General features: G+C 69.9%; 14 protein-coding genes and 1 pseudogene. 6 read left to right on the forward strand and 9 right to left on the reverse strand.

Translation table 11 applies throughout. From position 1 onward, the window contains the following. The 8 genes from ACXJLU_RS30280 to ACXJLU_RS30315 all read right to left on the reverse strand — a co-directional run. Window positions 1-566: isoaspartyl peptidase/L-asparaginase (locus ACXJLU_RS30280; protein WP_457337432.1), on the reverse strand; the 566-nt coding region annotated here is incomplete at its 3' end. A gap of 2 nt (window positions 567-568) precedes the next feature. Next, window positions 569-1,312, reverse strand: a complete 744-nt coding sequence (locus ACXJLU_RS30285) for an amino acid ABC transporter ATP-binding protein (RefSeq protein WP_457337434.1) — start codon at window positions 1,310-1,312, stop codon at window positions 569-571. Window positions 1,313-1,317: 5 nt separating this feature from the next. Beyond that, window positions 1,318-2,391, reverse strand: coding sequence for an amino acid ABC transporter permease (locus tag ACXJLU_RS30290; protein WP_457337436.1), 1,074 nt, complete (start codon window positions 2,389-2,391; stop codon window positions 1,318-1,320). Beyond that, window positions 2,392-3,522 carry an amino acid ABC transporter permease gene (locus ACXJLU_RS30295; protein ID WP_457337438.1) on the reverse strand — a complete coding sequence of 377 codons (1,131 nt, stop codon included), beginning with the start codon at window positions 3,520-3,522 and terminating at the stop codon, window positions 2,392-2,394. Window positions 3,523-3,562: 40 nt separating this feature from the next. Beyond that, complete coding sequence (locus ACXJLU_RS30300) at window positions 3,563-4,609, reverse strand: amino acid ABC transporter substrate-binding protein (RefSeq protein WP_457337440.1); 1,047 nt, start codon at window positions 4,607-4,609, stop codon at window positions 3,563-3,565. Then, a complete protein-coding gene (locus ACXJLU_RS30305) occupies window positions 4,606-5,538 on the reverse strand; it encodes a MurR/RpiR family transcriptional regulator (protein WP_457337442.1) in 933 nt (310 codons plus the stop codon). The genes ACXJLU_RS30300 and ACXJLU_RS30305 overlap by 4 nt, the downstream gene beginning before the upstream one ends. 156 nt (window positions 5,539-5,694) lie before the next feature. Then, a complete protein-coding gene (locus ACXJLU_RS30310; RefSeq protein WP_457337444.1) occupies window positions 5,695-6,804 on the reverse strand; it encodes a hypothetical protein in 1,110 nt (369 codons plus the stop codon). Between the two features lie 257 nt (window positions 6,805-7,061). Next, window positions 7,062-8,114: a hypothetical protein gene (locus ACXJLU_RS30315; RefSeq protein ID WP_457337446.1), complete on the reverse strand. Its 1,053-nt coding sequence runs from the start codon at window positions 8,112-8,114 to the stop codon at window positions 7,062-7,064. Window positions 8,115-8,301: 187 nt separating this feature from the next. Between ACXJLU_RS30315 and ACXJLU_RS30320 the strand changes: the two genes are divergently transcribed. From ACXJLU_RS30320 to ACXJLU_RS30335, 4 genes are all read left to right on the forward strand, one after another. Continuing rightward, window positions 8,302-8,556 (forward strand): hypothetical protein, encoded by a 255-nt coding sequence (locus ACXJLU_RS30320; RefSeq protein ID WP_457337448.1) that lies wholly within the window; start codon window positions 8,302-8,304, stop codon window positions 8,554-8,556. Between the two features lie 151 nt (window positions 8,557-8,707). Further along, the gene (locus ACXJLU_RS30325; protein ID WP_073468847.1) at window positions 8,708-9,160 is read left to right on the forward strand and encodes a hypothetical protein; all 453 of its coding nucleotides are present in this window, start codon (window positions 8,708-8,710) and stop codon (window positions 9,158-9,160) included. Further along, complete coding sequence (locus tag ACXJLU_RS30330; protein WP_457337450.1) at window positions 9,157-9,333, forward strand: hypothetical protein; 177 nt, start codon at window positions 9,157-9,159, stop codon at window positions 9,331-9,333. Before ACXJLU_RS30325 ends, ACXJLU_RS30330 begins: the two co-directional genes overlap by 4 nt. After that, window positions 9,305-10,084 carry a sigma-70 family RNA polymerase sigma factor gene (locus tag ACXJLU_RS30335; protein WP_457337452.1) on the forward strand — a complete coding sequence of 260 codons (780 nt, stop codon included), beginning with the start codon at window positions 9,305-9,307 and terminating at the stop codon, window positions 10,082-10,084. The genes ACXJLU_RS30330 and ACXJLU_RS30335 overlap by 29 nt, the downstream gene beginning before the upstream one ends. Window positions 10,085-10,203: 119 nt before the next feature. On the opposite strand, the gene ACXJLU_RS30340 is transcribed toward ACXJLU_RS30335, so the two are convergent. Further along, a complete protein-coding gene (locus ACXJLU_RS30340) occupies window positions 10,204-11,607 on the reverse strand; it encodes a sigma-54-dependent transcriptional regulator (RefSeq protein WP_457337454.1) in 1,404 nt (467 codons plus the stop codon). A 284-nt stretch (window positions 11,608-11,891) separates the two neighbouring features. Here ACXJLU_RS30340 and ACXJLU_RS30345 point away from each other — a divergent pair, with 284 nt between their 5' ends. Both ACXJLU_RS30345 and ACXJLU_RS30350 read left to right on the forward strand, forming a co-directional pair. After that, on the forward strand, window positions 11,892-12,740 hold the full coding sequence (locus ACXJLU_RS30345; RefSeq protein ID WP_457337456.1) for a VirB8/TrbF family protein: 849 nt from the start codon (window positions 11,892-11,894) through the stop codon (window positions 12,738-12,740). Window positions 12,741-12,788: 48 nt separating this feature from the next. Beyond that, window positions 12,789-12,986: pseudogene (locus tag ACXJLU_RS30350) on the forward strand (hypothetical protein); the annotation flags it as partial.

A 12,986-nucleotide genomic window follows, 5' to 3' on the forward strand; every position in this document is an offset into this window, starting at 1 on the left:
TCCGGCGACAGCGGCACCGGGTCGTCGGCAAGCGCCGCCGCGTCGTGGTCGAGCGCCGTCGCACCGGCCGCCTGCGACCGGATCCGCCGCCACTGCGCGAGCCGCTGCGGCGTCGAGAAATAGCCCGGCTCCACCATCGCGAGCCCGCGCGCTTCGGCATAGCGGTCGGCGCCCTCGGCCCCCAGCAACACGCTGCCGCCGTCGCGCAGCAGCTCTCGCGCGGCCTGCACCGGGTTGCGCGTGCGGCGCACGCCGGCCACCGCGCCGGCCGCCAGCGTGCGGCCGTCCATCACGCCGGCATCCAGCGTGTGGCGGGCATCGGCATCGAACACCGCGCCATGGCCGGCGTTGAACAGCGGGTTGTCTTCGAGCGCGCTCACCGCGGCCACCACCGCGTCGAGCGCGCTGCCACCGCGCGCCAGCACCGCCTGCCCGGACGACAGCGCCGCGCGCAAGCCCGCGTGGTACGGCAGCTCGGCCTGCCGCGCATCGCGTGCATCCCGTGAAAGGGGGCGCGCAATGATGCCGGCGCCGCCATGCAGCGCAAGAACGTAAGGCCGGTCCATGCTCAATGCGCCATCAGCTGGCCGAGGAACGTGCGCGTGCGTTCGTTCTGCGGCTGGTCGAAAAACCGGGCCGTCGGCTGCAGCTCGACGATGCGCCCGGCCTCCATGAAGGCCACCCGGTCGGCCACCCGCCGCGCGAAGCCCATTTCGTGGGTGACGACGATCATCGTCATGCCGTCACGCGCGAGCGCCTGCATCGTCTCGAGCACCTCGCCGACCATCTCCGGGTCGAGCGCCGACGTCGGCTCGTCGAACAGCATCAGCCGCGGCTTCAGCGCCAGCGCCCGCGCGATCGCGACGCGCTGCTGCTGCCCACCCGACAGCTGGCCCGGGAACTTGGCCGCCTGCTCGCCGATGCGCACCCGCGCGAGCAGCGCCTGCGCCTGCGCGCGCGACGTGGCGGCGGCCTCGCGCTGCACCAGCTGCGGCGCCAGCATCACGTTCTCGATCACACTCAGGTGCGGGAACAGGTTGAACTGCTGGAACACCATGCCGATGCCCAGCCGCGCACGCGCCGCCTCGCGCGAATCGTCGAGCAGCGTGCCGTCGAACACGATGCGGCCGCGCTCCGGGCGCTCGATCGCGTTGATGCAGCGGATCAGCGTCGACTTGCCCGAGCCGGACGGCCCGCAGACCACGAGCTTCTCGCCCTCGGCCATCTGCAGGTCGCAACCGGCCAGCGCATGGAAGTCGCCGAACCACTTGTGGAGGCCCGAGATCTCGAGCAGCGGCGTTGTTGCAGTCATCAGATTCACCTCACGGCATGGCGGCGGCCAAGGTAGCGGCCGTACTGCGCGATCGACACGCCGATCAGCAGGTAGACCGCACCGACCATCACGTACATCTCGACGAAAAAGGGTTGCCACTGCGGATCGCCCATCGCCAGCCGCAGCGTGCCGGTCAGGTCGTAGACGTTGACGATCGCGACCAGCGAGGTGTCTTTCACCGCGCCGATGAAGTGGCTCGCGGTCGGCGCGATCGTCACGCGCAGCGCCTGCGGCAGCACGATGTGGCGCAGCCGCTGCCAGCGCGTCAGCCCGAGCGCATGCGCCGCCTCCAGCTGGCCGCGCGGCACCGCCTGCAGCCCGCCGCGGAAGATCTCGGCCAGGTAGGCGGCGCCGAACAGCGTCAGGCAGGCCGCGATGCGCAGCATCGGATCGAGCCGCCAGGCCGGCGGCAGCAGCAGCGGCAGCACGAAGGCACCGAAGAACAGCAGCGTGATCAGCGGCACGCCGCGCACCGCCTCGATGTAGGCGCCGCACAGCCAGCGCAGCAGCGGCAGCGTCGATCGCCGGCCGAGTGCCAGCGCGATGCCCAGCGGCACGCCGAGCAGGCAGCCGGTGACGGCCAGCAGCAGCGTGAGCGGCAGCCCGCCCCACAGGTCGCTGCCGACCGGCGCGAGCCCGGCCACGCCACCGGCCATCAGCACGCCGAACAGCAGCAGCGCGCCGGCCAGCAGCGCGACGCCGGCGCGACCGAACAGCCGCGGGTGCGCGGCGCCGCACACGCCGATCAGCAAGGCCGCGCTGCCGAGCACCGGCCGCCATTGCTCGCCTTGCGGAAAGCGGCCCAGCAGCACCAGCCGCGCCTTCTCGGAGACCACGCCCCAGCAGGCACCGGCCGCCGCGCGGCAGGCTTCGGGATCGGGCTGCACGACGGCATCGAGCACGCCCCAGCGCAGCAGGCGCCAGCCGGCCCAGCCGAGCACCAGCAGCAGCGCAGTCGACACCAGCGATGACGGCCAGTCGGCGAACAGCATCGCGCGCAGCCGCTGCAGCGCAGGGGCTTGCGCCGGCGGGCGATCGAGATCGAGGGTCGCATCCATCTAGCGCTCCTTCAGTTGCACCGCGGTATTGATCGCGCCCATCGCCAGCGCGATCACCAGGTTCAGCAGCAGGTAGACGCTGGCGATGATCGCGATGCACTCGATCGCCTGCCCGTTCTGGTTCAGCGAGGTCGTCGCGACCGAGACCAGGTCGGGGTAGCCGATCGCGACCGCGAGCGACGAGTTCTTGACGGTGTTCATCACCAGGCTCGCGAACGGCGGCACGATCACCCGCAGCGCCTGCGGCACGATCACGCGGCGCAGCGTCTGCGCCCGCGTCAGGCCGAGCGCATGCGCTGCCTCCCACTGGCCGCGCGGCACCGCCTGCAGGCCGGCGCGCACGATCTCGGCCCCGTACGCGCCGGCGTACACCGTCAGTGCGCCGACCAGCGCCAGCCACTCGGGGCTGAGCGTCGCGCCGCCACTGACGCCGAACGTGCCCAGCACCGGCCGGTCCCAGCTGCCGGGCTGCAGCAGCCAGAGCGCCGCGACCAGCACCGGCGCGAGCGGCCACGCCGCGGCGCGCCGGCCGAGCAGCCGCCAGGTCATCCACGGTAGCAGCAGGCTCAGCGCGAGCAGCCCGGCGGCCAGCAGCGCATCGAGCTGCGGCACCGCCACCGCCAGCCCGCCCTTGCTGAGGAAGACCAGGCTGCTCCACTGCATCGGCGACTCGGGCGCGGGTAGCAGCATCGTCAGCGCGAAGTACCACAACAGCACCTGCACCAGCAGCGGCACGTTGCGCACCAGGTCGACGTACGCGATCGCGCTCCAGCGCAGCAGCGCGTGGCGGCTGAGCTGCGCGATGCCGACCGCGAAGCCGAGCACGCTGACCAGCAGCACCGCCGGCAGCGCGGCGCGCAAGGTGTTGGCGATGCCGGCCGCGAAGGCGCGCGCATAGGTGTCGCCGGCGTCGTAGGGGATGACGCCTTCGGAAATCGCGAAACCGGCGCTGTCGTCGAGGAAGCCGAAGCCCGACGCGACATGCCGCGCCGCCAGGTTCTGCGCCGCGTTGTGAGCGAGCCAAGCGCCGAACAAGAGCACGGCGAGCAGCGCGATGAACTGCGGCAGCAGCACGCGCCAACGCAGCGGCGGACGCGGCGGCGCGCCGGTCGCATCAACAGGTACAGCCACGAGCGGTCCGAGGGGTGGGAATGCAGCCGACATCGCAGCCTCAACGCAGCGGCGGCGACATCAGCAGGCCGCCTTGCGTCCACAGGCCGTTGCGTCCGCGCGGCAACTTGACGGACGAGCGTGCGCCGAGGTTGCGCTCGAAGCTCTCGCCGAAGTTGCCGACCTGCTTGACGATGCGGTAGCTCCAGTCCTTGTCGAGCCCGAGGAAGCGGCCGAGGTCGTCGCCGCTGCCGGCGAAGCGGCGGATCGCCGGGTCGCTGCTCGAAGCCTTGAGGCCATCGATGTTGGCCGACGTGATCGCGAGCTCTTCGGCTTCGATCATCGCGTTGAGCGTCCACTTGGCAACCGCGAACCATTCGTCGTCGCCGCGCCGCACCGCCGGCCCGACCGGCTCCTTCGAGACCAGCTCGGGCAGGATCACGTAGTCGTCGGGGTTCTTCAGGTGCGTGGCCTTCAGCACCGCGAGCGCGCCGCTGTCGCCGGTGAAGGCCTGGCAGCGGCCGCTCGCGAAGGCCTGCTGCGCCGCCTCGGCCTGGTCGAACACGACGGCCTTGTACGGCAGCTTGTGCGCGCGGAAGTAGTCGGCGAGGTTCTTCTCGGTGGTGGTGCCGGCGTCGACGCAGATGGTGGCGCCGCCGAGCTGCTTCACGCTCGCGAGACCGGGCTTCTTCTTCGCGATGAAGGCCTGGCCGTCGTAGAAGTTGATGCCGACCCAGGCCAGGCCGAGCGAAGCGTCGCGCGTGAAGGTCCAGGTGGTGTTGCGCGACAGCACGTCGATCTCGCCGCTCTGCAGCGCGGTGATGCGCGTCTGGCCGCTGGTCGGAACGTACTTGACCTTCTCGGCGTCGCCGAGCACCGCGGCCGCGAGCGCGCGGCAGTAGTCGACGTCGAGTCCGCTCCATTTGCCGCTGCCGTCGGCCAGCGCGAAGCCGGCGCGGCCGGTGTGCACGCCGCAGGTGACGACGCCCTTCTGCTTGATGCCGTCGAGCACCTTGCCGGCGTGCGCCGCGAACGGCAGCACGGCGGCCGCGGCGCTCAATGCGCAGCGGGCGATCAGGGACACGAACGGGGCGGCGTACTGCTTCATATCTCGTCCTTGTTGCGGAAATTGCCGGATTGGCCAGGGAATTGCGCGTCGGTGGTCAGGTGCGACAGCACCGATTCGGACAGCTCGCGCGCGATGCGCAGGCCGTCGGGATTGAGCCGCATCACCGCGGCGACCAGGGCTTCCATCACCGCCAGCGCGCCGAGCGCGGAGCTCGGCAACACTGCGTGCTGCGCGGGCGCGAGCAGCAGCGTGTCGGCCATCGCCGCGAGCGGCGCGGTGGGGCTGTCGGTGATCGCGATGACGTGGGCGCCGCGCTTGCGGGCGAACTCGGCCAGCCGCACGGTGGCGATCGAATAGCGCGGCAGCGAGATCGCGATCAGCAGGTCGCTGTCGCTGCAGCGCGCGAGGCGGCGGGCCGCGACCTCGGTGCCGCCGCTGCCGGCGATCGCCCACACCTGCGGCAGGTAGGGCATCAGCACGTGCGCGCCGTAGCCGGCGACGAAGCTGCTGGTGCCCAGGCCGAGCAGCCAGACGTTGCGCGCCTTCAGCAGGCGGCCGGCGGCGCGCTGGATCTGCGGCACGCTGCCGGCGTGCGTGAGGGCGTCGCCGTCGATCGGCGCGTCACCGTTCTTCGTCTTGCCGGCCTTGCCCGTCTTGGCCGGGCGACCGGTGGCGCCGCTGCGCGCGCCGTCGAGCTTGCGCACCGGATCGACCACCGATTCGAGCTCGCGGCCGAGCAGGCTCTTCAAATGCGCGAAGCCCTCGAAGCCGGCCGCGACCGAAAAGCGGTTGATCGCCGCGACCGAGGTGCCGGTGAGCGACGCGATCTCGTCGGCGCTGCACGACAGCGTCTGGATCGGGTGCGCCGCCATCCAGTGGCCGACCCGCGCGAGCGACGGCGAGGCCTCTTGCGCGGCGGCGGCGATGCGCTGCTGCGCGGAAGCTTGTGAGGACGATGACGACGGCATGAATGAATGATGACATTCAATAAGTCATTTGTAAATCGTTTCATTCACTCAGGATTTTCCGGGAAATCGCAGCCCCAAAAGGAAACCGGGAGACAGTGCAGAAGCACTGTCCCCCGGTCTTGGTGCGGACGCGATGAAGCGTGGTGAACCGCGGAACTAGTCGGCGAGCAGGATCCTGCTCACCTCGTCGTACCGTGCCCGGGCGTCGTCACCGTAGATGGCGATCCCGAGGGTGTGACCGGTCCTGAACCAGCCCCACAGATAGGCGACAGCGCCGCCCGTGCGGGGATCCAGTTCGTGACCGGTGTTCTTCAACCGGTCGAGTGCCTGCGTGAGCGACAGCCTCGGGTTCACCTGGGTCTCCCGGATGAGGAAGACCTTGCTGAATCCGAACTGCACGCGCAGGTACTCCGGCACCGACGAGCCGTTGACGCGGAGGTTGAACTCCGTGACACGTCCCGTCAGCCCGTTGACCCGGAAGTCGATCCCGAAGAAGCCGCGCAGCCCGAGAGCCACCAGCTTCTGCGCGATCGCGTGCGTCAGCGGGCCCCAGTCGTCCGAAGACGTCTCGTTGCCCGCGTGGTGACCGTTGATCACCACCTGCTCGGTCGTCGCCAGGAAGCGCAGCGTCCCGTCGAACTCGGCGAAGTACTGGTTCGAGTAGTCCTCGCCGGGGACGTGCTCCTGCACCTGGAACGCCTCGTCACGCCGCTGGAAGCTGCGTACGGTGGCGTCCAGGTCGGACCGACCCACGGGACCCTCGACGTTGATTCCGCCGGTGGTCTCGACGGTGCGCTTGAACCACACGGGATCCATGTCCTGCGGGATGTCGACGGTGTCTCCGGGCCGGAACACCAGGGACCTCGGGATCAGACCCGAGAACCCCCAGTCCTTCATGACACCGGGGAACTCCGACTTCATCGACGCGGCCTCGATCACCTTCTGCCAGTTCCGGGCCCAGTCGAGCTCCCGGACGTTCGGCGGGGCGTACGCGCTCTCGAACATGCAAGGCACGTACGTCTCGCGGCGCAGCATCGGAACCGCGCCCTGATTCCAGACGATGTTGGTCGTCGGGTTCAGGCCGCAGCGCCGCAGGTGGGCGATGGCCGGGCGGAACAGGGACCGGACGCTCGGGTCCAGCTGGACCCGGTCGCCGTTCGTGGAGATGGCGAGGTACTGCGTACCGCCACCCTTCATGCGCTCCGGGTTGTCGCTCTGGAACCCCTGTCCCAGAAACCCGTTGAGCAGTGCCCGTGCACCCTTCATCTTTCCTCTTCTCGTCCGTGGAGCAGCAACCACCCAGAAGGCGGCCGTCACTCCAACCGTGCGGACCCCAGACGGGGTTCGCCTGCTGGGTGTAGGGCGGGCACGGACGCTGTCAAGGGCGTGCGCACAAAAGGAGGAAGCGCCGGTCGATCACGCAGCAAAGCTGCATGACCGAACCGACGCTTCCGGGGTCACGATGCGGCGCGCCAAGTGGAGACCACCGGCGCGCCGCATCGCATCCGGTTCAGGCCGCCGTGCTAGTGCACGCCGGATCCTTCACCGGGCTTCTTCTGGGTGGTGATGTGCAACCAGCCGACCCACATCGCTACCGGAACGAGCAGCAGAGCCTTGATCTGCACCGAACCGGGAGCCTCGTGGAACAGCCAGAAGTCCAGCAGCGAGCCGCACGGCATCACCTGGAAGCCGCGCAGCGCACCGAACCGCGCGACGGTCAGTCCCGTGCCTTCGCTGGTGACATAGGCGAGCTGCATGGCAAGCTGCTGGAACAGCGAGAACGCCGCCACGCCGAGCAGCAAGGCCACTGCCAGCGGCGACGTGGGAACGGATGCCCGCTCCAGCGACACCAGCGGCACCGCCGTGAACCACAGCGGAACCGTCAGCACCGCTGCCGGACCGTTCTGCCACAGCGCCTGGGTGAGCTTGCTTTCCCTGCGCGGCGCGACCGGTGCGAGGCCTGCGGCCTTGCGACGATCGTTGAGTGCCCTTGCTGCTGCCGCGTCCTTCTTCGACACGTCGTCGGTCAGGTAGTGCAGCAAGGTCGTGAACAACCCGCTGCCCAACATGAACGCGATGCCGTGCCAGACCGAGCCGCTGGCCTTCGGAGCTTCCGAGAACAGCAGACTGGCGACGATGGCGTAGATCAGTGGACTTGCCCACGCCGATGCATTGATCCGTTCGTGCTTGCCGAACAGGGACAGAACCCAGCCGACCAGCAACGTCCAGACCGGCACCACAGCCATCGATACCGCTGACTGAAGCTGCCCCGCCATCTCGACGGACGCGAACAGGATGCAGACCGTCTGACCGGTCTGCGTGATCGCCTGCCCTGCCCGGTTGAACAGGTAGTGCGGGCGGAACACGTCCAGCGAGCGCCGCCGCCACGCCCTGACGGCAGCGACGACCAGCACCGCCAGGAACACGACCTGGAAGCGCACGGCCAGCACCGTCGAGTCGTTGGCGAGCGACAGCACGCCGATCGCGCGGCTCGATGTCTGCACGGCTTGAACACCCGCGCAGTACATCAGGTAGAACGCCACCGCGATCACGACCTTGCCAGGCAGTCCTCTCAAGACTGCCACCTCCTTCTTGTCATGCGAACCGGTTGCCCGGAACGCAGATCCCGCTTGATGCGCGGTCACATCCGCAAATGAAGCGTGCGGAACGCCTGCTGGGCTTAGGGCAGCCGGCGCGCTTGTCAAGAGCGTGGGCCGGCCCGGCACTTGCACTGCTGCAGCTCCCCACACGAGGCCCGACCCCATGAGCAATGACCCCACCCCTCCCACGCCGCGACGCGACACGGTGCGTTGGATCCCGGTCCCCGAGGACCTGTTCCAGGCCACGCTGAAGGTGCGCATGCAGGTCCAGAAGCAGCTGCAGATGCGCCCCGACCTCTCGGTGGTGATCGGCGCGATGCTCGCGCGCGCCCTGGAGACCGAAGGCCTCGCCGAGGCGGTGACGCGCCATGCGGTGGCGCAGCTGCAGCGCAAGGTCGAAGCCGCCGTCGAGCCATGAACCAGGCCGCGATGCATGTGCGGCACGGCGCACGCGCGACGGCACCGAGCGCGGCGTGCCGCACAACGCCGCGCCGCGGTGCCCGGTGGCACGGCCTGCACGGCGGTGGCACGGCCATTGCGCATGACAGGCGCCACTGCAAGGAGTGACCATGAAACTTCCCCTGCGCTTTCACCCGCTCGCGCGCTCGCCGCAACTCACCGCGCTGCTGCGCTGGTGCGTGGTCGGCCTGGTGTGCGCGCTGCTGCTGCTCGCGATGCTGCCGCAGCCGGTGCTGGCCGCTGGCGCGCCACCGGGCAGCGCCTACCGCCTGAAGGTCGGCACGCTGGTCGAGTTCGACCCGCGCAGCGGCACCGTCGGCGATGCGATCAAGTCGCTGCTGGAGCCGGTGCAGTACCGCATCACCTACCGCACCGTCGACCCGGTCGACAGCGCCGCGGTGCTGCAGCGCCGCATCCCCGCGATCGCCGCGCATGCCGGCGTGATGAGCATCGAGCAGGCGCTGCTGCTGCTGATCGGCGAGGACAACCGGCTGGTCGTCGACCACGTGAACCGGCTGGTTGCGGTGGAACGCCTGCCCGATGACGCGAAGGAGATGCGATGAGACCCATCACCACCCGATGCCTGGTGCTGTTGCTGCCCTGGCTGCTGGCGGCCTGCGCCGCGACGCCGCCGCAAGGCGGCCGGTCCACCTCGAACCCGCGCATCGTCGAGCGCGACCTGGGTGCCGACGCGCTCACCAGCACCGATGAGCGCAAGCCCGCCACCGCGCGCTGAGCCGGCCGAGCCGTCGGCGCGCCGCGATGCGGCGCTGCCGACGCTGATGACGCTCTACATGCGCGAGGTGCGCCGCTTCGCGCGGCTGCTGCCGCAGCACGAGTCGGAGCTGCTGGCCGGCATCGACCGCGGCGACGACGACGCGCGCGACGCGCTGATCTGCCACCACCTCGGCTTCGTGATCTCGATGGCGCGCGGCTTCTCGAACCGCGGGCTGGAGCTGCTGGACCTGATCGAGGAAGGCAACGTCGGCATGCTGGTCGCGCTGCAGAAGTTCGAGAGCGCGCGCGGGCTGCGCTTCTCGACCTATGCGGGCTTCTGGATCCGCCACCATCTGCAGACGGCGCTCGCGATGCAGGTGCCGATCGTGCGGCCGCCGCTGCGGCTGCAGATGTCGCACGACGCGGTGCCGGTCACGCCGGTGCCGATGGACGATGAGGACGTCGAGCAGCAGTTGTCGGACGCCGGCTTCAGCGAGCGCGACGTCGCCGACGAGGTGGCCGAGCAGCGTGATGCGCCGCGCCTGGCCGAGCTGCTGCGCGCGCAGGTGGCGCAGCTACCGGCGCGCCAGCGCGACATCATCGTCGCGCGCTTCGGGCTCGACGGCGGCGATGAATGCACGTTGCAGCAGCTCAGCAGCGAACGCGGGGTCACGCGCGAGCGGATCCGGCAGCTGCAGGTGTCGGCGCTGCAGACGCTGCGCGAGGGGCTGGAGAGTGCGGGGGTGACGAGGGATGTTGCGTTGGCGTGATCGCGCGCTTCGGCAACAACCCTTCGACAGGCTCAGGGCGAACGGTTATCTCTGTTCGGGCGCGAACGGTTACCTCCGTTCGGGCTGAGCCTGTCGAAGCCCTGCCCGCCGTGCGCCGATCACACCGCGGCGAAATCGCTCTGCGTCATCGGCGCGAAGCCGGAAGCGGCCGCCCCGTCCCCGCGGTAATCCTGCGGATCCACGCTGAAGCGCGTCAGCTTGTCGTACAGCGTCTTGCGTGGCACATGGAGAATCTCGCAAGCGCGCGTCACCGAGCCGCCGCACATGCGCAGGCACTGCTCGATCACCGTGCGCTCGAACGACGCCACCAGCTGCGGCAGCGACTGCTGCGGCGCATCGTCGCCCCCCGCCAGCTCGGGCATGCCCAGCACATGCCGCTCCACCGCGTTGCGCAGCTCGCGCACGTTGCCCGGCCAGTCGCGCACCATCAGCCGGCAGACGAACTCGATGTCGAGGTCGGCATCGCTCAGCCCGTGGTGCTCGGCCGCCTCCAGTGCGAACGCATGCGCCAGCAGCGGGATGTCGTCGCGCCGCTCGCGCAGCGGCGGCAGCGACAGCTCGATCACGTTGATCCGGTAGTACAGGTCGATGCGGAAGCGCCCGGCGCGCGACAGCTCCAGCAGGTCGTCCTTGGTCGCGGCGACCACGCGGCAGCTCAGCCGGATCGGCTCGTTGCCACCGACGCGCTCGATCGTGCGCTGCTGCAGCGCCCGCAGCAGCTTCACCTGCATCGCCATCGGCATGCTCTCGATCTCGTCGAGGAACACCGTGCCGCCGGCCGCGTACTCGAGCTTGCCGATGCGCCGCTTGGTCGCGCCGGTGAAGGCGCCGGCCTCGTGGCCGAACAGCTCGCTCTCGAAGATGTTCTCGGGGATCGCGCCGCAGTTGATCGCGACGAAGCGCTTGTCGGCGCGCGGCCCGTAGTCGTGCAGGCAGCGCGCGACCACCTCCTTGCCGCAGCCGGTCTCGGCCTTCACCAGCACGTCGGTGTCGACGCGCGAGAGCCGCAGCAGCGCCTGGCGCAGCTTGCCCACCGCCGGGTGGTTGCCGCGCAGCACCTCGTGGATCGGCACGATGCCACGCCGCACGGGCGCCAGCTCGCCGTCGTGCAGCGACTCGGCCGCGCGCGTCTGCAGCGTCAGCTCGCGCGAGCGGATCGCCTGCCGGCACGCGGTGGCCAGGCGCGGCAGCTTGTCGGGCGCCAGCACGTCGCGCGCACCGCGGTGCACCGCCTCGACCGCCATCGCGGTGTCATCCTGGTCGCTCAGTGCGATCACGGTGAGTTGCGGGTCCATCGCATGGCACTGCGACAGCAGCTCCATGCCTTCGTGCACGCCGGGCAGGCGCAGGTCGGTGACCACCACGCCGGCCGCGCCCGACGCGATCAGCGTCAGCAGGTCCTCCGCGTTGGACACCGCGTGCACGTCGAGGCCACCGTCACGCAAATGGGCCGCGAGTTGTGCGCGGGTGCTGCCGAACAAATGAAGCAATGCGACTTTCATGATGGGGTCCAGCGTAGTGATTTGCGGGCGGCGCGCAAGCTACGAGAACTCGTAGGGGTGCTTCGAACGCCGCGTTTCGGGTTCGTGCGGAATGCCGCCTGCACCACCGCGCGCCTTGCGGCATCGCGCACAGTCGCGGCGCCATGGTCGCGGCCTTCAGCGCTGCAGCAAGACGGTCTAACTGCTTGGCGCGATTGAGATTTCGCGCGGCGCACCGACGCAGCGCGCGAGCTGGCATCGGTGTTGCGCTGTTCGTGGCACGACCGCCCGCGAGACACACCACCATGACACCCCTGCTCAAGAAGCCCCGACCGCCCAAGGACAGCGTGCGCGCCGGTGGGCCGCGGCCCGCCTTCGACACCGAGCAGGGCCTGATCCCCGACTCGGTGATCACCAAGCTGCGCGCGCAGTCGCGCTTCGACCTGCTGGCCGCCGCCTCGGCCGACCGCGCGCGCTGGTTCGTCGCGTTCCTGCTGCTGTCGGGCATCACGCTGTTCTCGGCGATCGGCTGGTACACCGCCGACCAGCGCTTCGCATCGAACGTGCGCGTGGCCTGGGTCAAGCTCGATCCGTCGGGCGCGTACACGGTGGAGTTCGCCGACCAGGCGCGCCCGGTCGAGTTCTTCCAGACCACGCTCGAATCGAAGATCAGCGAGTTCGTCGAGAAGCGCTACCGCAAGAATGCCGCGACCATCACCGGCGACTACCGCTTCGTCGGCTTCTTCCTGTCGCCCAAGCTGATCGCGCAGTTCCTCGGCGCCGACGACTACCACGCGGCGCGCGTGGCCGCCGAACTCACCGACTGCAAGGCACGCTGCCTCGAACGCGACGTGCGGGTGCGCGTGGTGCAGCACCGCACGCAGATCCCGTCGGTGATCCCCGAGCAGGGCCGCACGACGCTGTACGAGACGCTGGTCTTCACGACCTTCACCGAACGCAAGCCCGACGGCACGGTCGTCGACCGGCGCAACGCCATCGTGCAGATGGGCTGGCGCATCAAGGGCAAGGACGAGATCGCCGCGAACAAGGGCTCGCTGATCGCCAACCCACTCGGGCTGGAAATCCTCTCGCTCGACCTGAAGGAAGACCCGACACCGGTGCCGCGCGACGACAAGGTCGCGCAGACCGGCTGACGGACACAGATGCCTGCAACGACATTCCCCATGGAGCAACGCGCCACGATGAACACCCCTCTGCTCAACAGCGCCCACCTGACGCTGGCCGCCCTCGCGGTCGTTGCCGGCCCGGCCTTCGCGCAATCCACGCCGTTCGACGGCCCGGGCGATGCGCCGCGCAATGCGGTGTCGTCGTCGAGCCCGGCCGCGTCGGCCCCGGCACCGATCGCGGCGCCTGCACGCCGCGTGGCGGCGGCCACCCCG

Source organism: Rhizobacter sp. P5_C2 (assembly GCF_054049715.1).

Coding starts and splice junctions, on each gene's coding strand:
- ACXJLU_RS30340 (WP_457337454.1), bottom strand. CDS start 11,607: ATGAAAGTCGCATTGCTTCATTTGTTCGGCAGCACCCGCGCACAACTC.
- ACXJLU_RS30310 (WP_457337444.1), bottom strand. CDS start 6,804: ATGAAGGGTGCACGGGCACTGCTCAACGGGTTTCTGGGACAGGGGTTC.
- ACXJLU_RS30290 (WP_457337436.1), bottom strand. CDS start 2,391: ATGGATGCGACCCTCGATCTCGATCGCCCGCCGGCGCAAGCCCCTGCG.
- ACXJLU_RS30335 (WP_457337452.1), top strand. CDS start 9,305: ATGAGCGCAAGCCCGCCACCGCGCGCTGAGCCGGCCGAGCCGTCGGCG.
- ACXJLU_RS30320 (WP_457337448.1), top strand. CDS start 8,302: ATGAGCAATGACCCCACCCCTCCCACGCCGCGACGCGACACGGTGCGT.
- ACXJLU_RS30305 (WP_457337442.1), bottom strand. CDS start 5,538: ATGCCGTCGTCATCGTCCTCACAAGCTTCCGCGCAGCAGCGCATCGCC.
- ACXJLU_RS30330 (WP_457337450.1), top strand. CDS start 9,157: ATGAGACCCATCACCACCCGATGCCTGGTGCTGTTGCTGCCCTGGCTG.
- ACXJLU_RS30285 (WP_457337434.1), bottom strand. CDS start 1,312: ATGACTGCAACAACGCCGCTGCTCGAGATCTCGGGCCTCCACAAGTGG.
- ACXJLU_RS30325 (WP_073468847.1), top strand. CDS start 8,708: ATGAAACTTCCCCTGCGCTTTCACCCGCTCGCGCGCTCGCCGCAACTC.
- ACXJLU_RS30300 (WP_457337440.1), bottom strand. CDS start 4,609: ATGAAGCAGTACGCCGCCCCGTTCGTGTCCCTGATCGCCCGCTGCGCA.
- ACXJLU_RS30345 (WP_457337456.1), top strand. CDS start 11,892: ATGACACCCCTGCTCAAGAAGCCCCGACCGCCCAAGGACAGCGTGCGC.